The sequence below is a fragment of the Cryobacterium sp. Sr8 genome (assembly GCF_004403225.1).
Classification (GTDB): domain Bacteria; phylum Actinomycetota; class Actinomycetes; order Actinomycetales; family Microbacteriaceae; genus Cryobacterium; species Cryobacterium psychrotolerans.
In genome coordinates, this window is record NZ_SOHO01000070.1 from 254,431 (window position 1) to 276,957 (window position 22,527).

22 protein-coding genes and 1 pseudogene are annotated in these 22,527 nt (G+C 67.2%); 17 read left to right on the forward strand and 6 right to left on the reverse strand.

What is annotated here, in order from left to right; all coding sequences use genetic code 11:
- Positions 1–4 precede the first annotated feature (4 nt).
- The 8 genes from atpE to E3T54_RS15720 all read left to right on the forward strand — a co-directional run bounded on the left by atpE (position 5) and on the right by E3T54_RS15720 (position 6,793).
- Entirely contained in the window at positions 5–238 is a 234-nt protein-coding gene (gene atpE / locus E3T54_RS15685; protein ID WP_092321654.1) for a F0F1 ATP synthase subunit C, read from the forward strand.
- A 28-nt stretch (positions 239–266) separates the two neighbouring features.
- Entirely contained in the window at positions 267–818 is a 552-nt protein-coding gene (locus E3T54_RS15690) for a F0F1 ATP synthase subunit B (RefSeq protein WP_092321653.1), read from the forward strand.
- Positions 818–1,615: a F0F1 ATP synthase subunit delta gene (locus E3T54_RS15695; protein WP_092321651.1), complete on the forward strand. Its 798-nt coding sequence runs from the start codon at positions 818–820 to the stop codon at positions 1,613–1,615. The genes E3T54_RS15690 and E3T54_RS15695 overlap by 1 nt, the downstream gene beginning before the upstream one ends.
- Positions 1,616–1,704: 89 nt before the next feature.
- The gene (gene atpA / locus E3T54_RS15700) at positions 1,705–3,342 is read left to right on the forward strand and encodes a F0F1 ATP synthase subunit alpha (protein ID WP_092321734.1); all 1,638 of its coding nucleotides are present in this window, start codon (positions 1,705–1,707) and stop codon (positions 3,340–3,342) included.
- A gap of 51 nt (positions 3,343–3,393) precedes the next feature.
- Positions 3,394–4,296, forward strand: coding sequence for a F0F1 ATP synthase subunit gamma (locus tag E3T54_RS15705; RefSeq protein WP_092321650.1), 903 nt, complete (start codon positions 3,394–3,396; stop codon positions 4,294–4,296).
- Between the two features lie 17 nt (positions 4,297–4,313).
- Positions 4,314–5,777 (forward strand): F0F1 ATP synthase subunit beta, encoded by a 1,464-nt coding sequence (gene atpD, locus E3T54_RS15710; protein WP_092321648.1) that lies wholly within the window; start codon positions 4,314–4,316, stop codon positions 5,775–5,777.
- A gap of 2 nt (positions 5,778–5,779) precedes the next feature.
- The gene (locus E3T54_RS15715) at positions 5,780–6,043 is read left to right on the forward strand and encodes a F0F1 ATP synthase subunit epsilon (protein WP_092321647.1); all 264 of its coding nucleotides are present in this window, start codon (positions 5,780–5,782) and stop codon (positions 6,041–6,043) included.
- 6 nt (positions 6,044–6,049) lie between these two features.
- Positions 6,050–6,793 carry a YaaA family protein gene (locus tag E3T54_RS15720; RefSeq protein ID WP_134476478.1) on the forward strand — a complete coding sequence of 248 codons (744 nt, stop codon included), beginning with the start codon at positions 6,050–6,052 and terminating at the stop codon, positions 6,791–6,793.
- A gap of 37 nt (positions 6,794–6,830) precedes the next feature.
- Here E3T54_RS15720 and E3T54_RS15725 read toward each other — a convergent pair whose 3' ends face one another.
- From E3T54_RS15725 to E3T54_RS15735, 3 genes are all read right to left on the reverse strand, one after another.
- Positions 6,831–7,454, reverse strand: a complete 624-nt coding sequence (locus E3T54_RS15725) for a DNA-3-methyladenine glycosylase I (protein WP_241977263.1) — start codon at positions 7,452–7,454, stop codon at positions 6,831–6,833.
- Positions 7,451–7,975 (reverse strand): methylated-DNA--[protein]-cysteine S-methyltransferase, encoded by a 525-nt coding sequence (locus E3T54_RS15730; protein ID WP_241977264.1) that lies wholly within the window; start codon positions 7,973–7,975, stop codon positions 7,451–7,453. Before E3T54_RS15730 ends, E3T54_RS15725 begins: the two co-directional genes overlap by 4 nt.
- A gap of 115 nt (positions 7,976–8,090) precedes the next feature.
- Positions 8,091–9,209, reverse strand: a complete 1,119-nt coding sequence (locus tag E3T54_RS15735; RefSeq protein WP_198414510.1) for a N(5)-(carboxyethyl)ornithine synthase — start codon at positions 9,207–9,209, stop codon at positions 8,091–8,093.
- Between the two features lie 108 nt (positions 9,210–9,317).
- Between E3T54_RS15735 and E3T54_RS15740 the strand changes: the two genes are divergently transcribed.
- The 6 genes from E3T54_RS15740 (at position 9,318) to E3T54_RS15765 (ending at position 16,510) form a co-directional block, all read left to right on the forward strand.
- On the forward strand, positions 9,318–10,280 hold the full coding sequence (locus tag E3T54_RS15740) for an aldo/keto reductase (RefSeq protein ID WP_134476480.1): 963 nt from the start codon (positions 9,318–9,320) through the stop codon (positions 10,278–10,280).
- Positions 10,281–10,339: 59 nt separating this feature from the next.
- Positions 10,340–10,948 (forward strand): TetR/AcrR family transcriptional regulator, encoded by a 609-nt coding sequence (locus E3T54_RS15745; RefSeq protein WP_134476481.1) that lies wholly within the window; start codon positions 10,340–10,342, stop codon positions 10,946–10,948.
- Positions 10,949–10,956: 8 nt separating this feature from the next.
- Positions 10,957–12,690, forward strand: a complete 1,734-nt coding sequence (locus tag E3T54_RS15750; protein WP_134476482.1) for an ABC transporter ATP-binding protein — start codon at positions 10,957–10,959, stop codon at positions 12,688–12,690.
- On the forward strand, positions 12,687–14,651 hold the full coding sequence (locus tag E3T54_RS15755) for an ABC transporter ATP-binding protein (protein ID WP_134476483.1): 1,965 nt from the start codon (positions 12,687–12,689) through the stop codon (positions 14,649–14,651). Before E3T54_RS15750 ends, E3T54_RS15755 begins: the two co-directional genes overlap by 4 nt.
- 199 nt (positions 14,652–14,850) lie before the next feature.
- On the forward strand, positions 14,851–16,059 hold the full coding sequence (locus E3T54_RS15760; RefSeq protein WP_134476484.1) for a DUF4192 domain-containing protein: 1,209 nt from the start codon (positions 14,851–14,853) through the stop codon (positions 16,057–16,059).
- A gap of 49 nt (positions 16,060–16,108) precedes the next feature.
- Entirely contained in the window at positions 16,109–16,510 is a 402-nt protein-coding gene (locus E3T54_RS15765; protein WP_134476485.1) for a VOC family protein, read from the forward strand.
- A gap of 102 nt (positions 16,511–16,612) precedes the next feature.
- On the opposite strand, the gene E3T54_RS15770 is transcribed toward E3T54_RS15765, so the two are convergent.
- Positions 16,613–17,515 carry a HEAT repeat domain-containing protein gene (locus tag E3T54_RS15770; RefSeq protein ID WP_134476486.1) on the reverse strand — a complete coding sequence of 301 codons (903 nt, stop codon included), beginning with the start codon at positions 17,513–17,515 and terminating at the stop codon, positions 16,613–16,615.
- Between the two features lie 148 nt (positions 17,516–17,663).
- Between E3T54_RS15770 and E3T54_RS15775 the strand changes: the two are divergent.
- Positions 17,664–17,822, forward strand: a pseudogene (locus tag E3T54_RS15775) (sigma factor-like helix-turn-helix DNA-binding protein); the annotation flags it as partial.
- A 64-nt stretch (positions 17,823–17,886) separates the two neighbouring features.
- Here E3T54_RS15775 and E3T54_RS15780 read toward each other — a convergent pair.
- Positions 17,887–19,344, reverse strand: coding sequence for an aspartate aminotransferase family protein (locus E3T54_RS15780; RefSeq protein WP_092321728.1), 1,458 nt, complete (start codon positions 19,342–19,344; stop codon positions 17,887–17,889).
- A 9-nt stretch (positions 19,345–19,353) separates the two neighbouring features.
- Positions 19,354–19,836 (reverse strand): Lrp/AsnC family transcriptional regulator, encoded by a 483-nt coding sequence (locus E3T54_RS15785; RefSeq protein ID WP_092321726.1) that lies wholly within the window; start codon positions 19,834–19,836, stop codon positions 19,354–19,356.
- A gap of 175 nt (positions 19,837–20,011) precedes the next feature.
- Between E3T54_RS15785 and E3T54_RS15790 the strand changes: the two genes are divergently transcribed.
- Together E3T54_RS15790 and E3T54_RS15795 are read left to right on the forward strand one after the other, a co-directional pair.
- Positions 20,012–21,448, forward strand: a complete 1,437-nt coding sequence (locus E3T54_RS15790) for a gamma-aminobutyraldehyde dehydrogenase (RefSeq protein ID WP_134476487.1) — start codon at positions 20,012–20,014, stop codon at positions 21,446–21,448.
- Between the two features lie 22 nt (positions 21,449–21,470).
- On the forward strand, positions 21,471–22,508 hold the full coding sequence (locus E3T54_RS15795; protein WP_134476488.1) for an FHA domain-containing protein: 1,038 nt from the start codon (positions 21,471–21,473) through the stop codon (positions 22,506–22,508).
- Positions 22,509–22,527: the final 19 nt, after the last annotated feature.

Consider the following 22,527-nt stretch of genomic DNA (forward strand, 5'->3'; position numbering starts at 1 on the left):
ACACGTGGACGCAACAACCGTTCTCGCGGCAATCAACGGCAACATCGCGACCGTCGGTTACGGCCTCGCAGCCATCGGCCCGGCAATCGGCGTCGGTATCGTCGTCGGCAAGACCATCGAGGGTGTCGCACGTCAGCCCGAACTGGCCGGCCGCCTGCAGGTCCTGATGTACATCGGTATCGCTTTCACCGAGGCGCTCGCCTTCATTGGTATCGCCGTCGGCTTCATCTTCGTCTAGTCCTCTTTACACCTAGTTAGGAGGCATGATGTTTCACGCAGTGATTGCAGCTGCCGCGGAGGCTGAGCAGAAGAATCCGCTCATCCCGGAGATCTACGACATCATCTGGTCCTCGGTCGTGTTCGTGGTGATCTTGTTCTTCTTCTGGAAGCTCGTGCTTCCGAGGATGCAGAAGCTCCTTGACGACCGCGCCGAGGCCATTGAAGGCAACATCGCCAAGGCCGACGAGGCACAGCGCAAGGCCGAAGCTGCTCTCGAGCAGTACACGGCCCAGCTCGCCGACGCACGTTCCGAAGCCGGCCAGATCCGTGACCAGGCTCGCGCCGACGGTCAGCGGATTGTGGCAGAGCACAAGGAGCTGGCGTCGACCGAGGCCGCACGCATCGCGGCCGGTGCCAAGACCCAGATCGAGGCAGAGCGCCAGGCAGCAGTCGTGTCGCTCCGCTCAGAAGTGGGATCGCTGGCCATCGACCTGGCGTCCGGGGTCATCGGCGAGAGCCTGACCGACGACGCGAAGGCCGCCGCCATCGTCGACCGTTTCCTGGCCGACCTTGAGGCCTCGGAGAAAGCAGCTAAGTAATGGGAAGCGCCACCAGAGAAGCTTTGGCCTCGTCGAGGGACGCACTGGCTGCCCTCGGCAGCTCGGTCGATCTGGCGACGGGCGAAAGCCTGTTTACGGCCGGTCGAGTTGTCGGCGACTCGTCCCAGCTGCGTTCCGCGCTGGCTGATTCGTCGTCGGACGAGAAGGCACGACTTGCTCTCGTCGAGCGAGTGTTCTCCTCCGCCCTCACCCCGAGCGCCCTTGCCTTGTTGAAGGCAGCGGCTTCGGTGCGCTGGTCCAGCCAGGATGACCTGCTGGCCGGCATCGAGGAGTTGGGGCTGCGGGCAACCGCCGCTTCCGCGCCGAGGAACGTGTTGATCGAGGCCGAACTGTTCGCGTTCGCCGCCGCAGTGTCCTCCGATGCCGGACTCGAACTTGCCCTCACGAGCAAGCTCGGCCGCGCCGACGCCAAGCTCGACCTGGTGAACGCGCTGCTGGCCGACAAGGTTTCACCCCAGACGCTCGCGATCGTTCGGCACCTGGTGCGCCAGCCTCGCGGCCGGCGGATCGGCCAGTTGCTGCGCCACGCGGCATCCGTTGTGGCGGACCAGTCGGGAACGTCGATTGCGACGGTCACCTCCGCCACCGAGCTCGCCCCGGCGCAGCTGGAACGACTGAACAAGAGCCTCGCGGCGCGTTACGGCCGCGAACTCACGATCAACCAGATCGTCGACCCCGGCCTTGTCGGCGGTGTTCGCGTTCAGATCGGCGATGACGTGATCGACGGCAGCATCGCCACCAGACTCAAGGACCTGAGACTCCAGCTTGCTGGCTGACCCACGGTCAGCCAGAACATAGAAACTTCGAAGCGGCAGCGTTTCGAAAATGACAAGACCTGTACACCCAGTACAGAAAAGGGAAGATGATGGCAGAACTAACGATCAGCCCGGATGAGATCCGCGACGCTCTCCAGGACTTCGTGAAGTCCTATGAGCCGAACAAGACCGCAACGACCGAGGTGGGTTACGTCACCACGGCCGGCGACGGAATTGCCCACGTTTCGGGCCTGCCCGGCGTGATGGCCAACGAGCTCATCAAGTTCGCCGACGGAACCCTGGGCCTCGCCCAGAACCTCGACGAAGATGAGATCGGCGTCGTCGTGCTCGGCGAGTTCGGCGGAATCGTTGAGGGCATGGAGGTGCACCGCACCGGCGAGGTTCTCTCCGTTCCCGTCGGCGACGGCTACCTCGGCCGTGTCGTCGACCCGCTCGGCGCCCCGATCGACGGCCTCGGCGCCATTGCGACCGAAGGCCGCCGCGCCCTCGAGCTGCAGGCGCCCGGCGTCATGAGCCGCAAGTCCGTGCACGAGCCGATGCAGACCGGCATCAAGGCCATCGACGCCATGATCCCGATCGGCCGCGGCCAGCGCCAGCTGATCATCGGTGACCGCCAGACCGGCAAGACGGCCATCGCGATCGACACGATCATCAACCAGAAGGCCAACTGGGAGTCCGGCGACACGAACAAGCAGGTTCGCTGCATCTACGTCGCCATTGGCCAGAAGGGCTCCACCATCGCTTCGGTGAAGGGCGCCCTGGAAGACGCCGGCGCGATGGAGTACACCACCATCGTCGCTGCCCCGGCCTCTGACCCGGCCGGCTTCAAGTACCTCGCGCCCTACACCGGCTCGGCCATCGGCCAGCACTGGATGTACGGCGGCAAGCACGTCCTCATCGTCTTCGACGACCTGTCCAAGCAGGCCGAGGCGTACCGCGCCGTTTCGCTGCTGCTGCGTCGCCCGCCGGGACGCGAGGCCTACCCGGGTGACGTGTTCTACCTGCACTCCCGTCTGCTCGAGCGTTGTGCCAAGCTCTCCGACGAGCTCGGTGCCGGCTCGATGACCGGCCTGCCGATCATCGAAACCAAGGCCAATGACGTCGCGGCGTACATCCCGACCAACGTGATCTCGATCACCGACGGCCAGATCTTCCTGCAGTCCGACCTGTTCAACGCCAACCAGCGCCCCGCAGTCGACGTGGGCATCTCGGTGTCCCGTGTCGGTGGCGACGCGCAGGTCAAGTCGATCAAGAAGGTCTCCGGAACGCTGAAGCTCGAGCTGGCCCAGTACCGCTCGCTCGAAGCCTTCGCGATGTTCGCGTCCGACCTGGACGCGGCCAGCCGTCGCCAGCTCGCTCGCGGTGCCCGACTCACCGAGCTCCTCCGTCAGCCGCAGTACTCGCCCTACCCGGTCGAGGACCAGGTTGTTTCGATCTGGGCCGGCATCAACGGCAAGCTCGACGAGGTCCCGGTCGAAGACGTGCTGCGTTTCGAGCGCGAGTTGCTCGACTTCCTGGCCCGGAACACTACCGTGCTGTCGACGCTGCGCGAGACGAACGTGCTCTCCGATGACACCGTCGCCGAGCTGACCAGCTCGATCGACAAGTTCAAGCTCGAGTTCCAGACGGGCGAGGGCAAGCCGCTCGCTTCCGTGGGCAAAGAGCAGTTCGAAGCCATCGCCGAAGAAGACGTCAACCAGGAAAAGATCGTGAAGCGCAGGCGCTAACCCGCCTTCGCCACGATCATCCGTTGACAGACAAGTAACCACAGGAGACACATGGGAGCGCAACTTCGGGTCTACCGGCAGAAGATCAAATCTGCCCAGACGACCAAGAAGATCACTCGGGCCATGGAGCTGATCTCCGCCTCGCGCATTCAGAAGGCGCAGGCGAGGGTCGCTGCGTCCACCCCGTATTCTCGGGCGATCACGCGCGCCGTATCGGCCGTGGCCACGTACTCGAACGTTGAGCACGTGCTCACGACCGAGCCGGCCAGGGTCGATCGCGCCGCCGTGCTCATCTTCGCGTCCGACCGCGGCCTCGCCGGGGCGTTCAGCTCCCAGGTGCTGCGCGAGGCCGAAGAGCTCAGCGAGCTGCTGCGCAGCCAGGGCAAGGATGTCGTCTACTTCCTCGTCGGCCGCAAGGCGGTGGCCTACTTCGGCTTCCGACGCCGCGCCTCCGAGCGGATCTGGACCGGCGGAACCGACCAGCCCCAGTTCGAAACGGCCAAGGACATCGGCGACGCCCTGCTCGAATCCTTCCTGCGGGACTCGGAGGACGGCGGCGTCGACGAGATCCATATCGTCTACAACCGCTTCGTGAGCATGGTCACCCAGGTTCCCGAGGTCGTGCGATTGCTTCCCCTCGAGGTCGTCGAAGGCGTCGAAGAGCCGGGCGAGCAGACAATCCTGCCGTTGTACGAGTTCGAACCGGATGTCGAGTCCGTGCTCGACGGGCTCCTGCCCGTGTACATCGAGAGCCGCCTCTTCAACGCCATGTTGCAGTCGGCAGCTTCAGAGCACGCGAGCCGCCAGAAGGCAATGAAGTCGGCCAGCGACAACGCCGACAAGCTGATCACGGACTACACGCGGTTGTCGAACAACGCGCGCCAGTCCGAGATCACCCAGCAGATTTCCGAGATCGTGGGTGGAGCCGATGCGCTCTCATCCGCCAAGAAGTAACCAGAGAAGAGAGAGCTATGACTGACACCATGAGCGCGCCAGTTCGCGCGGAGGACACAGCAGGCGCTGTGGGCCGAATCGCGCGCGTCACTGGCCCCGTCGTCGACATCGAGTTCCCGCATGATTCGATCCCGGGCATCTACAACGCGCTGAAGACCACGATCACGATCGGCGAAGAGTCGACCGAGATCACGCTCGAGGTCGCACTGCACCTCGGCGACGACCTCGTTCGCGCCATCGCCCTGAAGCCAACCGACGGACTCGTCCGCGGCCAGGAAGTGCGCGACACCGGCGGACCCATCACGGTACCCGTCGGAAACGTCACCAAGGGCAAGGTATTCAACGTCATCGGCGAGGTGCTGAACGCTGCACCCGGCGAGAAGATCGAGATCACCGAGCGCTGGCCCATCCACCGCAAGCCCCCGGCATTCGACCAGCTGGAGTCCAAGACCCAGCTGTTCGAGACCGGAATCAAGGTCATCGACCTTCTCACGCCGTACGTTCTCGGCGGAAAGATCGGCCTCTTCGGTGGTGCCGGTGTCGGCAAGACCGTCCTGATCCAGGAAATGATCCAGCGCGTTGCGCAGGACCACGGTGGAGTGTCCGTGTTCGCCGGTGTCGGCGAGCGTACCCGTGAGGGCAACGACCTCATCGCCGAGATGGAAGAGGCGGGCGTCTTCGACAAGACCGCCCTCGTGTTCGGCCAGATGGACGAGCCGCCGGGAACGCGTCTGCGCGTCGCGCTCTCCGCCCTGACCATGGCCGAGTACTTCCGCGACGTGGAGAAGCAGGACGTTCTGCTCTTCATCGACAACATCTTCCGCTTCACCCAGGCCGGTTCCGAGGTGTCGACCCTGCTGGGCCGCATGCCGTCCGCCGTGGGTTACCAGCCGAACCTCGCCGACGAGATGGGCATCCTCCAGGAGCGCATCACCTCGACGCGTGGACACTCGATCACCTCGCTGCAGGCGATCTACGTCCCCGCCGACGACTACACCGACCCGGCGCCGGCAACGACGTTCGCGCACCTCGACGCGACGACCGAGCTGTCGCGTGAGATCGCGTCGAAGGGCCTGTACCCGGCCGTTGACCCGCTCACCTCGACCAGCCGTATCCTCGACCCCCGCTACCTGGGCGCCGACCACTACAACACGGCCGTTCGCGTCAAGGCGATCCTGCAGAAGAACAAGGAACTCCAGGAGATCATCGCGATCCTCGGTGTTGACGAGCTCTCTGAAGAAGACAAGGTCACCGTTTCGCGTGCCCGTCGCATCCAGCAGTTCCTGTCCCAGAACACCTACATGGCGAAGAAGTTCACCGGTGTCGAGGGCTCCACGGTTCCGCTGAAGGACACCATCGAGGCGTTCACCGCGATCTCCAACGGTGACTTCGACCACGTGGCCGAGCAGGCCTTCTTCAACGTCGGCGGCATCGGCGACGTCGAAGAGAAGTGGGCTCAGATCCAGAAGGAGAACGGCTAAGCATGGCAGCGCCGCTCAAGGTCAGCGTTGTCTCGGCGGACCAGCAGGTCTGGGCCGGCGAGGCGACCATGGTCGTTGCACGCACCACGGAAGGCGAGATCGGTATTCTCGCCGGCCACGAGCCCATGCTCGCGATCCTGGCCAGCGGTGAGGTTCGCGTGACGCTGGCCGACGGCTCGAAGGTTGTGGCGGAGGCGGCCGACGGCTTCCTCTCGGTCGAGAACGACACCGTCACGATCGTCGCCCGCCAGGCGGGGCTCGTCTAACCCGCCTTGCTCGTACTGCTTCCGCCGTCGGAGACGAAACGCTCCGGTGGCACCGGCGGCCCGCTTGAATTCGCCGCACTCACGTACCCGTCGCTGAACTCTGCGCGACGGGTACTTGTGCGTGCGCTGCGTGCGCTGGCGAAAGATCCGGATGCGATGATGGCGGCCCTCAAGCTCGGCCGCACGCAGGCGTCCGAGGTAGACCGCAATCGCGCCCTGGCCAGTTCGCCGACGATGCCCGCACTCGACCGCTATACCGGCGTGCTCTACGACGCGCTGGATGCGCCGACCCTGGCGCCGGCTGCTCGGGAGTTCGCCGGGCGGCACGTGCTCGTGCACTCGGCACTGTTCGGGCCGGTCGGCGCCCTGGACGGCGTTCCGGCGTACCGTTTGTCGCACGATTCCCGGCTGCCCGGGCATCCGTTGAAGAAGCACTGGGGTGGCGCGGTCACGAAGGCGCTGGCCGGTGCGGAGGGTCTCGTGCTCGATCTGCGGTCGGAGGGCTACGTGGCGCTTGGCGCGGCTCCGGCCCGGGCGGAGTCGCTGTTCCTTCGGGTCGTGACCGAGGCGCCCGGCGGGCAGACCCGTGCGCTCAACCACTTCAACAAGAAGTCGAAGGGCGAGTTCACCCGCGCCATCCTCGAGCTCGGGCAGGATTTCGGCTGCGCGGACGATCTGCTCGATTGGGCGCCCTCGGCCGGGTTCCGCCTGCGCCCCGGCGCCCCCAACGAGCTCGAACTCGTCGTCTGACCCGCCTTCCATCCCCGCGAAACTGCAGTTGTGCGCGTCATTCGGGCGTTTTAACGCGCACAACTGCGGTTTCGCGGGGAGCGCGGTGGCAGAGTTGGACGTGGTCGTCGACCAGGCCGGCGGACTGCATGAGGGCGTACATCGTGGTTGGGCCGACGAAGCGGTAGCCTCGGTGGCGCAGCTCGGCGCTGAGCGCGGTCGACTCGGGCGTGATCGCCGGGACATCGTGCAGCGAGCCCAGGCGCTGCGGCCGGCGCGGCGGGGCGAAGCTCCAGATCAGATCGGTGAGGCTCTCGCCCAGGTCTCGCGTGACGCGGGCGTTGCCGATGGCGGCCTCGATCTTGCCCCGGTGGCGGATGATGGCGGCGTCGGCGACGAGCCGCTCCACGTCCGCCTCGTCCATCGCGGCGACCCGGTCGATGTCGAAGTCGTGGAAGGCGGCCCGGAACGCCGGGCGGCGTCGCAGGATCGTGATCCAGGACAGCCCGGCCTGGAACCCCTCGAGGCAGAGCTTCTCGAACAGGGGCTGGTCGCCGAGGAGGGGGCGGCCCCATTCCTCGTCGTGGTACCGCCGGTACTCGGCATCCGACCCGACCCAGGCGCAGCGCGCAAGGCGGTCCGGCCCGGCGATGACGGATGCCCGCTCGGGGAGCTCGCTCACGCCACGTGCCCGATTCCCTCGTGGTCGAGCAGCCAGACCTTGGTCGGGATGCCGTTGCCGCCGCTGTACCCGGTGATGCGTCCGTTGGAGGCCAGTACCCGGTGGCAGGCGATGATGATCGGAACCGGGTTCGCCCCGACGGCGCCGCCGATTGCGCGGCCGGAGCCCGGCCGGCCGATCTCGAGGCCGAGTTCGCCGTAGGACAGGAACTCGCCGAAGCCGATCTGGGCGAGCCGGTTCCAGACCGCCTGCTGGAACTCGGTGCCCCCGGCGAGGCGCACCGGGAGGTCGAACGCGGTGCGCGTACCGGCGAAGTACTCGCCCAGCTGGCGCGCGGCCTCATCGAGCACGGGGGAGTGAACCTCGGGTGCCCCCTCGAGCGGCAGGTGCCCGCCGCGTTCGATCGAGAGCGACAGGATCTGCTCTTCGTCGCTGGTGAGTTCCAGGCGACCCAGGGGGCTCGAAACCCGGATCAGGGACGTTGCGGTGCTGGTCATGATTCGCGTTGCTGTGCTGGTCATAAGTCGACTGTAGTCGGCGCGGACGGGCCGATCTGGCGGGTTTCGGACAGCGGTGCGAGAGCCGCCGATCGCGGCTGCGGTGGAGGAACAGCGCCCACCGCGAGCCGCTCACGTCTTAGTCCGCGCGAGGGTGCGGGTAGTCGGGCGTCCGGCCCTGGAACGCGAGGATGCTGGGATTTTGGATGACGCCGTCGCTGATCTCGATGGCCCGACGGAGCGTCTCGTTCGCTTGCCACGCGTCCTCGCCGGCGAGCACATCCTCGAGATAGGGCAGCAGGGCCTCGCTGATCTCCCAGGTCGCGGAGTTCCAGAGGTACGACGGGCTGTGGTCGACCGCGTAGTACGTTACGTGGTTGCCGACGGTGAACGTGGGCTCGCGGAAGGACGTGGGCCTGGCCCAGCTGAAGCCCATTCCCTCGTCGCAGGACACGTCCACGATGAGCGACCCAGGGGCGAGCGTGGGCAGGTCGGCCTCGGACAGGAACGTGAGCGGCGCGTTCGGATCCTGGAGCACGCAGTTGACGATGATGTCGTGGCCGGCGAGGAACTCCGGAACGGGCACGCGACCTTCCTCAACGAGCGCGAAATGCTCCGGCCCGTCGTAGCTCTGGTCGAGCTGCACGATCTGTGCGGAGTGGATCGGGGAGCTGACGGCGGAGATCTCGCGGTTGGTGAGGATGCTCACGTCGTAGATTCCGTGGGCGTTCAACGCGGTCACGGCGCCGCGGGCGGTCGCCCCGAAGCCGATCACCGCGGCACGCAGCTTGCGGCCGTAGTCGCCGGTCGAACCGATCAGCTGCAGCGAATGCAGCACCGAGCAGTAGCCGGCGAGTTCGTTGTTCTTGTGCAGCACGTGCAGGTTGAACTGGCCGGAGGCGGTCCAATGGTTCATCGCCTCGAAGGCGATCAGGGTCAACCGTTTGTCGATGGCGAGCTGGGTGAGCGCGGCATCCTGCACGCAGTGCGGCCAGCCCCAGAGGGTCTGTCCCTCGCGCAGTTGCTCGACGTCGGCGAGCAACGGCTTGGCGAGCAGGATGACATCGCATTCGGCGATGAGCTCGTCCCGCGAACGCAGGCCGGCGACCAGCGGTGCGAGCTGTTCGTCGGAGACTCCGAAGTCTTCGCCATACCCGCTTTCGAGGAACATCCGCGCGCGGACCTCCGGGTCGATCCGGTCGAAGTGCAGCGGATGAATCGGCAGCCGGCGTTCATCCGGCTTGCGCGACCGCGACATGATTCCGAGCGTGAGTCGACCCACGGGTACCCCTTTGTTCGGCTTCCTGTTTAGCACAGGCCCGAGGCTCAACAGTGCCCGGCCGCTGACCTCCCCTAGGCTGGCACGATGGCGCAGATCGAATACCGCAGACTCGGCAACTCAGGGCTCATCGTCTCCACGATCGGGCTTGGGTGCAACAACTTCGGCCGCACCGGCACCGCGTCGCAGGGACAGGACGGCACGACCGCCGTCATCGACGCGGCGATCGAGGCCGGCGTCACCCTGTTCGACACGGCAGACATTTACGGCGCGGAGCGGGGCCTCAGCGAGACCCTGATGGGCCACTCGCTGAAGGGCCGGCGCGACGACATCGTGCTGGCCTCCAAGTTCGGCATGGACATGGGCGGGCTGAACGGGCCCGATTGGGGCGCGCGCGGCTCGCGCCGCTACATCCGGCTCGCCGTGGAGGCCTCGCTGCGTCGGCTCCAGACGGACTGGATCGACCTTTACCAGCTTCATGTCCCCGACCCGCTCACGCCGATCGAAGAGACGCTCCAGACGCTCGACGACCTCATCAGCGAGGGCAAGATCCGCTACATCGGTCACTCGAACCTCGCCGGCTGGCAGATCGCGGAGGCGGAGTTCACCGCGGAACTGCACCGGCACCCCAAGTTCATTTCGTCGCAGAACGAATACAGCCTGCTCGTGCGCGACGCGGAAGACGAGGTGCTGCCGGCGGTCAACGCGTACGGGCTCGGCTTCCTGCCGTTCTTCCCGCTGTACAACGGCCTGTTCACGGGCAAGTTCACCCGCGAGGGCGGGCCGGCCGACAGCCGGATCATGATGATCCGGCGCCACCTTGTCGACAACGCCCCGTGGGACGTGATCGAGCGTTACCAGGTGTTCTGCGACGAGCGCGGTGTGAGCATGCTCGACGCGACGTTCGCCTGGCTGCTCGCCCAGCCGGGCCTGACCAGCGTCATCGCCGGCGCCACGAGGCCGGAACAGATCATTCAGAACGCGGATGCCGCCACCGCCTGGAAGCCCTCCGCCGAAGACGTGGCCTGGATCTCCGCTCTCTTCGAGTGAGCAGGAACCTGCCCAGCCGATCCTTGTGAGTGAGTGCTCACTCAGATAGGCTGGCGCGCATGGGCGTGGCGGAGAGACAAGGTCGGGCCAGGTCGCTGTCGGTTGAAGACCGCCAGGCCATGCTGATCGACGCGGTGACGCCGCTGCTGCTCGAGCACGGCCGCGCCGTCACGACGAAGCAGATCGCGGAGTGCGCCGGGATCGCCGAGGGAACGATCTTCCGGGCGTTCGGCAGCAAGGACGAACTCATTCGCGCGGCGATGGCCAAGCAGCTCGATCCGGAGCCGTTCCGGGCGCGGCTTCGCGCGGTCGACCCCGAGCTCCCGCTCGAGGATAAGGTCCGTGCGATCGTGGCGCTGATGCGCGGTCGGTTCACGAAGGTGTTCGCCCTGATGAGTGCGCTCGGGACCATCGGCCCTCCGCCGGGGCACGACTCCCGCCACGAATTCACTGAGATCCTGGGCCGTGCTCTCACGCCCGACCTCGAACGGCTGAGAGTCGAGCCGGCCAGGGCCGCCCAGGTCATCCGGATGATCGCGCTCGCGGCATCCGTGCCCCATGTCCGCAACGGCCCGGCATTCGACGACGACGAGATCACCTCCCTGATCCTCCACGGCATCATCGGCGCCCCCGCCCCGCCCACAACGGCCCCCGCCCCGCCCACCTAGGAGAACCCGTGCTCTGGAAGCTTCTCGTGCGCTACCTGCGCCCGCACCGGCGCCTGCTTGTGCTCGTCGTCGTGTTCCAGCTCGCGCAGTCGATCGCGTCGCTGTACCTGCCGACACTGAACGCCGACATCATCGACGAAGGGGTCGCCAAGGGCGACACCGCGTACATCCTCAGCACCGGCGCGCTCATGCTGCTCATAACGCTGGTGCAGATCGCCTGCGCCATCACCGCGGTGTACTTCGGCGCCAAGGCGGCGATGGCGCTCGGCCGCGACCTGCGCGGAGCCGTCTTCAGCCGCGTCGGCGAGTTCTCCGAACAGGAGGTCACCCGGTTCGGCGCAGCCTCCCTGATCACCCGTTCGACGAACGACGTGCAGCAGGTGCAGATGCTCGTGCTGATGACCAGCACGCTGATGATCACGGCGCCCATCCTCAGCATCGGCGGCATCATCATGGCCGTCCGGCAGGATGTTCAGCTGTCCTGGCTCATCGCCGTGGCCGTCCCCGTGCTGCTCGTCGCCGTCGGCCTGATCATCTCGCGCATGGTGCCCCTCTTCCGGCTGATGCAAACCCGGATCGACGCCGTCAACCGCGTGCTTCGCGAACAGCTCACCGGCATCCGCGTGGTGCGGGCGTTCGTGCGCGAAGACGTCGAGAGCCGGCGCTTCGCCTCGGCCAACGCCGATGTCACCGACACGGCCCTGCGCGCCGGACGCCTGATGGCGCTCATGTTCCCCGTCGTCATGCTCGTGCTCAATGCCTCCAGCGTTGCCGTGATCTGGTTCGGTTCGTTCCGGATAGAGGATGGTTCGATGCAGGTGGGCACGCTGATCGCCTTCCTCAGCTACCTCATGCAGATCCTGATGGCCGTCATGATGGCCACGTTCATGGCCGTGATGATCCCGCGAGCCACCGTCTCGGCCGACCGTATCGGCGAGGTGCTCGAGACCGAGTCCAGCGTGCGCCCGCCGGAGCATCCCGTCAACGAGACCATCGGCCACGGCGAACTGGAACTGCGCGGCGTCGGGTTCGCCTACCCGGGAGCCGAGGAGCCCGTGCTCAGCGACATCAGCTTCGTCGCCCACTCCGGGCAGACCACGGCCATCATCGGCAGCACCGGCTCGGGCAAGACCACCCTGGTGAACCTGATGCCGCGGCTGTTCGACGCCACCAGCGGATCCGTGCTCGTCGACGGCGTCGACGTCAAGGAGCTCAACCCCGACCTGCTCTGGGGCCACATCGGGCTGGTGCCGCAGAAGCCGTACCTGTTCTCCGGCACCGTGCGCAGCAACCTGCTCTACGGCAAGCCGGATGCCACGGAGGATGAGCTCTGGCTGGCCCTCACCACGGCCCAGGCCCGGGACTTCGTCGCCGAAATGGACGGCGGCCTCGACGCCCCCATCTCGCAGGGCGGCACGAACGTGTCCGGCGGGCAGCGGCAGCGGCTGGCGATCGCCCGGGCGCTCGTCAAACGGCCCGAGCTCTACATCTTCGACGACTCCTTCTCGTCGCTGGACACGGCGACGGATGCCCGCCTCAGGCTGGCCCTCAAGAGCAACACCGACGGAGCGACCATGGTCATCATCGCGCAGCGGGTGTCGAGCATCGTCGAGGCCGACCAGATCCTTGTGCTCGACGACGGGCGGATCGTCGCGCAGGGCACGCACGAGGAGCTGCTCGAAACCTCGGAGACGTACCAGGAGATCGTCTCGTCCCAGTTGGCCGCGGAGGAAGTGGCATGAGCACGACCGAGGGCGCCAGGGCCACCCCGGCCCGTCCGCCGATGGGCCGCGGCGGTCCGTTCGGGGGCATGAACGTCCCCGCCGAGAAGGCGATGGACTTCTGGCCGTCCGCGCGGCGCCTGCTCGGCACGCTGCGTCCGGACCGGCTGTGGCTGGCCCTCGTGCTTTTCCTGGCCGTCGCGAGCGTCACCTTTTCGGTGATCGGACCGCGGCTGCTCGGCGAAGGCACCAACCTGATCTTCGCCGGCTTCATCTCGAAGGGCCTGCCGGCCGGGGCGACCCAGTCGGCCCTGGTCGCGCAGCTGCGTGCGGCGGGCGAGGACGCGAAGGCCGACATGCTCAGCGCCATGACGCTGACGCCCGGGGTCGGGATCGACTTCGTGGCACTGTCCACCCTGCTGATCTGGGCGATGGGCCTGTACGTGCTCTCCTCGGTGTTCGCCTGGGTGCAGGCCTACGTGCTGAACGGAGTCGTGCAGCGCACGGTGTACCGCCTGCGTGAGGAGATCGAGGCGAAAGTCAACCGGCTCCCGCTGCGCTACTTCGACCGCATTCAGCGCGGCGAGCTGCTCAGCCGGGTCACCAACGACGTCGACAACATCTCCCAGAGCCTGCAGCAGTCGATCAGCCAGGCGGTCACCTCGCTGCTCACGGTCATCGGCGTGATCGTGATGATGTTCATCCTGTCGCCGGTGCTCGCCCTGCTCGCCCTGGTCACCGTTCCGCTGACGCTCGTGACCACGGTGCTCATCGCCAGGCGGTCACAGAAGCTGTTCGCCCAGCAGTGGAAGAACACCGGCGAGCTCAACGGCCAGATCGAGGAGACCTTCACCGGCCACGCGCTGGTCAAGGTGTTCGGCCGCCAGCGCGAGGTGGAGCAGCGCTTCGGTGCCAAGAACGAGGAGCTGTACGAGGCCAGCTTCGGCGCCCAGTTCGTCAGCGGCCTGATCATGCCGGCGATGACGTTCATCGGCAACCTCGTCTACGTCGGGATCGCGGTCGTCGGGGGGCTCCAGGTCGCCTCCGGCGCGATGCAGCTCGGCGACGTGCAGGCCTTCATCCAGTACTCCCGGCAGTTCACCCAGCCGCTCGCCCAGCTCGGGTCGATGGCCAACCTGCTGCAGTCCGGCGTGGCATCCGCCGAGCGCGTGTTCGAGCTCCTGGACGCCGAGGAGCAGAGCCCGGACCCGGAACCGGCGAAGGTCCCTGCCGGCACCCACGGCCGGCTGGTCTTCGAGCAGGTGTCCTTCCGCTACCTGCCGGACAAGCCGCTCATCGACGACCTCGGCCTCGTCGCCGAACCCGGGCAGACGATCGCCATCGTCGGACCGACCGGGGCGGGCAAGACCACCCTGGTCAACCTGATGATGCGCTTCTACGAACTCGACGCCGGCCGCATTACGCTCGACGGCGTCGACATCGCCCGGATGACCCGCCACGAGCTGCGCTCGCGCATGGGCATGGTGTTGCAGGACACCTGGCTGTTCGGGGGAACCGTGCGCGAGAACATCGCCTACGGCCGGCCGGACGCCACGGACGAGGAGATCCGCGAAGCGGCCAGGGCGACCTATGTCGACCGGTTCGTGCACTCGCTTCCGGAGGGCTACGACACCGTGCTCGACGACGAGGGCGGCAACGTCAGCGCGGGGGAGAAGCAGCTGCTCACGATCGCCAGGGCCTTCCTCGCCCGGCCGAGCGTGCTCATCCTCGACGAGGCGACGAGCTCGGTGGACACCCGCACGGAGGTGCTCGTGCAGAAGGCGATGAGCGCTCTCCGCGCCGACCGCACGAGCTTCGTCATCGCGCACCGGCTGTCGACCATCCGGGATGCCGACCTCATCCTCGTGATGGAGGCCGGTCGCATCGTCGAGCAGGGCAGCCACACCGCACTCCTCGCCGCGGACGGCGCCTACCGCGCCCTCTACACCGCCCAGTTCGCGGCCCCGGTCGCCGAGGTCTAGCGCCGAGGCTGCGGCGCCGAGGCTGCGGCGCCGAGTTTGACACTTCCGGTCGAGTTTGCCGGGCACACCAGTCAAGGTCGACCGGAAGTGTCAAGCTCGGCGAACAGCCGGCGCTCCCCACAGGTCCGAGGCCGGGGGAGTTATCCCCAGGTCGGGACGCTGCGGTGCGGCGGCGACGCCTGCGGGGCAGGGTTGCCGCATGCCAACCAACATCGTCAAGACCGGGCGGGCGCAGGACTTCCTGGCGCTCGTGCCCCAGCTGGCCGGCTTCCTGCCGGAGAACAGCATCGTCCTCGTCGCCTTCCGCGGCACCCGCACCTGCGGCGCCCTGCGCTTCAACCTGCCGGACCCGACCCTGGCGCCGAAGCTGTACAAGCGCATCGCGACGTCGCTGGTCGGCGCGCTGTGCAAGATCCCAGGCGTCGACGCGGTCGTGCCCGTCAGCTACACCGACGCCCGATTCGGCGGACTCTCCGGGATCCCGCACGAGCGTTTCGTGGACACCCTGGTCAAACGGGCGGAGCTGGCCGGCTTCCTGGTGCGCGACGCCCTCTGCGTGGCGGCAGACGGGTGGGGGTCGTACCTCGACCCCGACTGCCCGGCCGGAGGGCGCCCGCTCAGCGACATCGCCGGCTCGCCGGCCACCCAAGCCATCCCGGAGGAGGCCCGCCGCGACCTCGCCACGCTGAGCAGCCTCGCCGACCTCCCGGTGGTCGACGCGGCCATGAAGGTACGCCTCTCCCGGGATTTCGCCCGGTTCCAGCGCCTGGGCGGCGAGGCCGGCACCCAGCCGGAACTGGTCGCCATGATCGGCGACGTCCTGGACCCGGTCGACACCGCTGAGGCCGCCCTCGACTGGGACGTGCTCGCCCTCGAGGCGGAGGATGCGGCCATCCTGCTGTACCTCGTGCAGGGCCCCGCGAACCGCGACCAGATGATGCTGCAATTCGCCTTCGGCCGGCAGGTCGGCGTGCGGACGTTCGAGCTGAATGCACGCTACGCGGCCATCCAGCGGATCACCGGACGCAGCATGGACGACATCATCCGGGCGGAGCAGGAATCCGGCGTCCGCGGCGATCCCACGGGCACCGGCGACCTCATGCTCGGTCTCAGCACCGAGCGGCCGGACCCCGATCGGGTCGAGCGCGCGATCCGCATGCTCAAGACCATCGTCGCGCTGGCGCCGCGGCGCGCACGCCCGGCCCCGCTGTGCATGCTGGCCTGGCTGTCCTGGGCACTGGGGCGCGGATCCGTCGCAGGCATCTTCGTCGACCAGGCGCTGGCCCTCGACCCCGAGTACAGCATGGCCCGGCTGCTGTACACCCTGTTCAGTACGGGCCGCCTGCCCGAGTGGGCCTACGCGGTCACTCCGGGCGAAGCGGCGGAAGAGGCGGCGGCGGCGGGCTAGCCCCGCGGCCCCCGCGATCGGTGTTAGGTCGCATCTGTAGGCTGTGCACATGACGGCGCCGCAGATCTATGTCACTTTCCCCGGCACAGCGCGCGAAGCGCTCGGCTTCTACGCGGACGTATTCAGTGGAGAGCTCTCCCTGCACACCTACGAGGACTTCGGTCGCAGCGACGGCCCGCCACATGCCATAGCTCACGGAGTGCTCGACGGCGTCGTTGCTTTGGCGGGAGCCGATGCAGCAGCAGGCGAGAAGAGTGTCCGGCTTGAAGGCGTCATGCTCTCGTTGCTGGGGACCGCCGAACCGGACGTCCTCCATGAGTGGTTCGACAAACTCGCAGTTGGCGGCCAGGTCGTCGACGACCTTGCCCCAAAGCCCTGGGGCGCTTCGGATGGCCAGGTCATCGACCGTCATGGACTCCACTGGCTCGTCGGCTACGAACCTGGGCGATGAGTGACACGCAGCTGCTCGCCCAGCCGGCAAGCGAGCGCCGGCATGTGCTCCGAGCGGTCGACGGGCTGGCGGAGAATGCGATGCATCGCGCAACCGTCCAGGCTAGAGGTCTCCCCACCCCCGCGGGGCCGTGCCGCCACCGATCCGGGGGAGCGGATACCGCAGCGTGTAGCCATGTTCGACGCCCCAGTCCGTCGCTGCTGCCTCGAGGCTGGGGCGCCCACAGTTGAGATAAAACTCGGCCAGTGGCAGGTCGCCAAACGTCTGCAGCGCCCGGATGAGGTCCGGCTCGGTGCTGGACTGGCCTAGTCCGATGATCCCGTACGCGATGCCCACCGTCGATTGCGACTGAAGCCGCGGCAGGAGACTCTCGACGTGGCTGCGGAAGATTTTGGCGAGGGCCTCGGCGGCACGACGCCGGACGAACTCGGGTTCGATCGTTTCTCTCGTGGAGCTCCGGTAGTTGGCCAACCTTTCGACGAGGTATGTCTCGGCGCGCGAGTCCCCGACTTCGCCGAGCACAACAACTGCGAGTTCGGCTTGGGGCTCGGCGCCGACGCCGGCCAGGGCCAGGAGCGGATCTACTGCCGCGTTCCCGATCGCGATGAGTGCATCGTCGGCGGACTGGAAGTCGAGACAGACGTCCGTCACGTCGTAGGTGTCGTCATCTCTCAGTTTCCGGTCAAATCCTTCGCACTCGTCTGCCATTGCATCGAGGAGCGGCTCGACGGCCCGGGGATCGCCGATCTGTCCAAGCGCCGAGGCCATGCAGTCTTCTGCGGGACCGGACAGGGCGTCGATGAGGACGTCCGCTGCGGCCTCCGCCTTGCGCAGGCCCAGGGCGGAGGCGGCATCGCAAGCGGGGCCCTTGCCGCGGACCTCGTCATACTCCCCGCCCTGCACGGTGGAGATGAGCTCTTCCGTGTTCATGTCGACATAGCGCGGGCTGAGGCACCCACTCAACGCGACCGCGACGAACGTCACCGCAAGCGCCGTGATGAACATGCGTCCAACCGTTCGCCTGTCGGCAGATACGATCACATGACCTCCGGGTCGCTGTCACGATATCCGCGGGAGGGCGGTTTGAGAAGGGACGAACGACCGCCAGTGAGCCGGATGCTCGCCGGCCCACCTCGCCCCCGCCCTTGCCGCACTTTCCCCGCGCGATCAGGAGCTGGTCACCCTCGTTGTCTGGGAGGGCCTGACCATCGCTCAGGCGGCGACGGTGCTCGGCATTCGAGCGGATGCCGCCCGCGCACGGTACTCCCGAGCGCGCCGCACCCTCCGCTCACACTTGGGCACCTGGGCCTGAACGCATGTATCGAGGGCAATCCGGGGCGGGCGCTCGGCGCCGGCCCCGGATCGATGGACCCGTTCTAGAGGTGCTGAGGCGCCTCGGAGAGCACGCCGTGCAGGATTTCACCGATTTCGCGGAACTCGGCCGGGCCGATGGTCAGCGGCGGAGCGAGCTGAATGACGGGGTCGCCCCGGTCGTCGGCGCGGCAGTACAGCCCGGCCTCGAACAGCGCCTTTGACAGGTAGCCGCGCAAGAGACGCTCGGACTCGTCGTCGTTGAACGTCTCCTTGGTGCCCTTGTCCTTGACCAGCTCGATTCCGAAGAAGTAACCCTCGCCGCGAACGTCGCCGACGATCGGCAGGTCCAGCAGCTGCTCCAGCTCCGCGCGGAAGATCGGCGAGTTCTCGCGCACGTTCTCGTTGAGCTTCTCCTCCTCGAAGATGTCGAGGTTGGCCAGCGCCACGGCGGAGGACACCGGGTGCCCGCCGAAGGTGTAGCCGTGGTAGAACGCCGTGTCGCCGTGCTTGAACGGTTCGTAGATCCGCTCGCTCACGATCGTCGCGCCGATCGGCGAGTAGCCGCTCGTCATGCCCTTGGCGCAGGTGATCATGTCCGGCTCGATACCGAAGGTCGTCGAGGCGAACATGTTGCCGATGCGACCGAACGCGGTGATGACCTCGTCGGCCACGAGCAGCACGTCGTACTGGTCGCAGATTTCGCGAACCCGCTTGAAGTATCCGGGAGGGGCGGTGAAGCAGCCGCCCGAGTTCTGCACGGGTTCCAGGAACACGGCGGCGACCGTCTCCGGGCCCTCGAACTGGATCATCTCTTCGATCCGGTTGGCCGCCCACAGGCCGAAGGCCTCGAGGTCATGGCCGAGGCCGGAACCCATCTCGTCCGCCCGGTAGAAGTTGGTGTTCGGCACACGGAATCCGCCCGGGGTGACCGGCTCGAACATTTCCTTCATGGCCGGGATGCCGGTGATGGCCAGCGCGCCCTGCGGGGTGCCGTGGTAGGCGACGGCCCGCGAGATGACCTTGTGCTTGGTGGGGCGGCCCTGCAGCTTCCAGTAGTACTTGGCCAGCTTGAAGGCCGTCTCGACGGCTTCACCGCCGCCGGTGGAGAAGAAGACCCGGTTCAGGTCGCCCGGCGCGTAGGCGGCCAGGCGGTCGGCGAGCTCGATCGCCGACGGGTGCGCGTAGGACCAGATCGGGAAGAACGCCAGTTCCTCGGCCTGCTTGGCGGCGACCTCGGCGAGGCGCTTGCGGCCGTGGCCGGCATTGACGACGAACAGCCCGCTCAGGCCGTCGATGTATTTCTTGCCGGTGGAGTCCCAGATGTGGTGGCCCTGGCCCTTGGTGATGATCGGCACACCGGCGCCGGACTCCATCACGGACTGGCGCGAGAAGTGCATCCAGAGGTGGTCTTTCGCCTTCTGCTGCATCGACGCGTTGTCGGCGTCGCTGTACTCGCCCGGCGCCAGTGCCGAAGCGGGGATGTGAGAGTGGTGGTGGGCCGGAACGGCCTGTTCTGACATGGTCATTTTTTATCGCGTTCCCCAGTTGTACAACTGTTTGTGGAGTTTGAGGTAGACAAAGGTTTCGGTTGAGGTGACGCCCTTGAGATTTCGGATCTGCGAATTGAGCAGATTTATCAGCTCCTCGTCGTCTTCGCAGACGACCTCGACCAGGATGTCGAACGATCCAGCCGTGAGGACGACGTAGTCCACGGATGGGATGGCGGCCAGGGTGTCGGCGAGTTCCCTCGCGTCGCCCGTGGCCCTGATGCCGATCATGGCCTGGCGGTAGAAGCCGAGCTGCATCGGGTCGGTCACGGCGACGACCTGCATGACGCCGGCATCCGTCAGTTTCTGAACCCGCTGGCGCACCGCGGCTTCGCTCAGGCCCACGGCCTTGCCGATCTCGGCATAGGAGCGGCGTCCGTCGACCTGCAGCTGCTCGATGATCTTCTTGGAGACATCGTCCAGTTGCGCCGGCTTCCCGCCCACTCCGCGTCCATTTGGGTTCATGACATCGATTGTGTCAGTGAAACGGCCCCTCGGCAAGCGAATCCGCAGCTTGGCGACCAATATGCTGCGGAATCCAAGTATTTCGCCTGCCGCGCGCTCCGCTCCGCCGGATAAGCTGGAGCCGATGGAGCGGCCCGGCCGCCCCGCCGGCCATCACGCAGGGAGTCCAGGAGCCATGAGCGTTCGCGAACTACGCAATTTCGTCAACGGTGAGTACGTTGACTCGAGGTCCGAGGCGCGCCTGGATCTGATCGATCCCGCGACGGAGGCCGTCTACGCGACCAGCCCCGTGTCCAATGCGGCCGACGTCGACGACGCCTACACGGCGGCGTCCAGCGCGTTCGAGCAGTGGGGGGAGTCGACTCCGGCGGAGCGCCAGCTCGCCCTCTTCCGCATCGCCGACGCGATGGAGGCCAGGGCCGACGAGTTCGCCGACGCGGAGTCGCGTGACACCGGCAAACCGCGCGCCTCCCTCGTCCAGGACGAGATCCTGCTCTCCGTCGACCAGATCCGCTTCTTCGCCGGCGCCGCACGGAACCTCGAGGGCCGCTCGGCCGGCGAGTACATGAAGGACCACACGTCCTTCATCCGGCGGGAGCCGATCGGCGTCGTCGGGCAGGTCACGCCCTGGAACTATCCGCTCAATATGGCCGTGTGGAAATTCGCCCCGGCGCTCGCCGCCGGCAACACGAGCGTGCTCAAGCCCTCCGACACCACGCCCAGCGCGACGCTGCTGCTCGCCGAGGTCGCCGCGGAGTTCCTCCCGAAGGGGGTGCTCAACGTCATCACCGGCGACCGCGGCACGGGCGCGGCGATGATCGACCACAAGACGCCGCAACTGGTCTCGATCACGGGATCCGTCCGCGCCGGCATGGAGGTGGCGAAGGCCGCCGCGAACGACCTCAAGCGAGTCCACCTCGAGCTCGGCGGAAAGGCCCCCGTGATCGTGTTCGACGACGCCGATATTCCGCTGGCCGTCGCCGGCATCGTCGCCGCCGGGTTCTTCAACGCCGGACAGGACTGCACGGCGGCGACGCGCCTGCTCGTGCAGGAGGGAATCCACGACGAGTTCGTCTCCGCACTCAGCGCCTACGCCAGGGAGAACGCGACCACCGGGGCGCCGGGCGATGAGAGCATCCTCTTCGGCCCGGTGAACAATGCCAACCAGCTCGCCCAGGTTTCCGGATTCATCGACCGGCTGCCCGACCACGCCCGGATCGAACTGGGCGGCCACCGTCAGGGAGCCACGGGCTACTTCCACGAGGCGACCATCGTCAGCGGCCTTCGCCAAACGGAAGAAGCCGTGCAGAACGAGATCTTCGGCCCCGTCATCACGGTGCAGAAGTTCGCCGACGAGGCGCAGGCCATGCGGTGGGCGAACGACGTGCACTACGGACTGGCGTCGTCCGTCTGGACCAGGGACCACGGCCGCGCGATGCGATTCGCCAAGGGACTCGACTTCGGTGTCGTCTGGATCAACACCCACATCCCGATCGTGGCCGAAATGCCGCACGGCGGATTCAAGCACTCCGGCTACGGTAAGGACCTGTCGATGTATGGCTTCGAGGACTACACGCGCATCAAGCACGTGATGTCCTACATCGGCGCCTAGTCACCGGACGGGACGGAGAACGATGGCACGGGTCGGGTACGGGCTGACGCCCGGGGGCAGCGGGGAGTGGACGTTTGTCGCGGGGCGGGCCTTCCTCGCCGCAGTCCCCTCCGGCACGCATCCCGGAATCGTGACGAAACTGACCGGACTGGTCTCGGAACCCCGGATCACCATCGAGGCCCTCGTCTCCCTCCTGCCGCTGGCCGGTGAAGACGCCGTCGCGAACTTCGTGGTGGTCGTGCCGGGTGACCCGACCGATAGCGACGGAATCCCGGTGTCCGCAGTCGTGCGGGGCCGGATCGCGGTCGACGTATTCTCGGTGGGCGGCTCTCGACGGTTCACCGACCGGGACATCCGCCCCTGGCTCCTCGCCGACTTCCGATCCGTGATCGGCCTGGTGATCGGTTCCCCGCTGGCCGACGTGGTGCCTGCGAGCCGGCTGGATTCCGGCCGGACGGTCGAACTGGGGGCAATCGCGGCCGACACGCTGTTCTGGTCGCTGGCGGCACTCGCACGCGAGGACGATGACACGATCATCCGTGCGCCCGCACCGCTCCCGGTTCCCGCGCCGGCACCGCTTTCGGTGGCGGACGCGGACACCGTTGTCCGGCCGCCACAGGCCGCACAGGACACCGTCATCGCCCGGCGCCGGGAACGGCGTGAACGGCGGCCGGCTGCCGAGGCCGCCCCGCTCGCCCGCGGGACCCACTACGGTTTCCGGCTCCCGGACGGCGAGGAGCGCCGACTGGATGCCGTCTATTTCCTCGGCCGCCGACCGCGGTCGCCGCGCATCACCGGCGGCCCCCTGCCCCGGCTGGTCACGGTCACCTCGCCCACGTCCGCCGTCTCCGCGACGCACCTCGAAATCCGGCAGGAGGGCGACACCGTCGTGGTGACCGACCTCAACTCCACCAACGGGACATTGGTGAATCCGCCGCGCGGAAAGATCGGAAGAAGCCAGCGGCTGGCCCCGGGACAGTCCCTGGCGGTCGCCCCGGGTACGACGGTCGACATCGGGGACGGTAATATCGTCGAAGTCCTCCCCGCGAGCGAGCGTTAGCCGTTCTCCACCACCATCA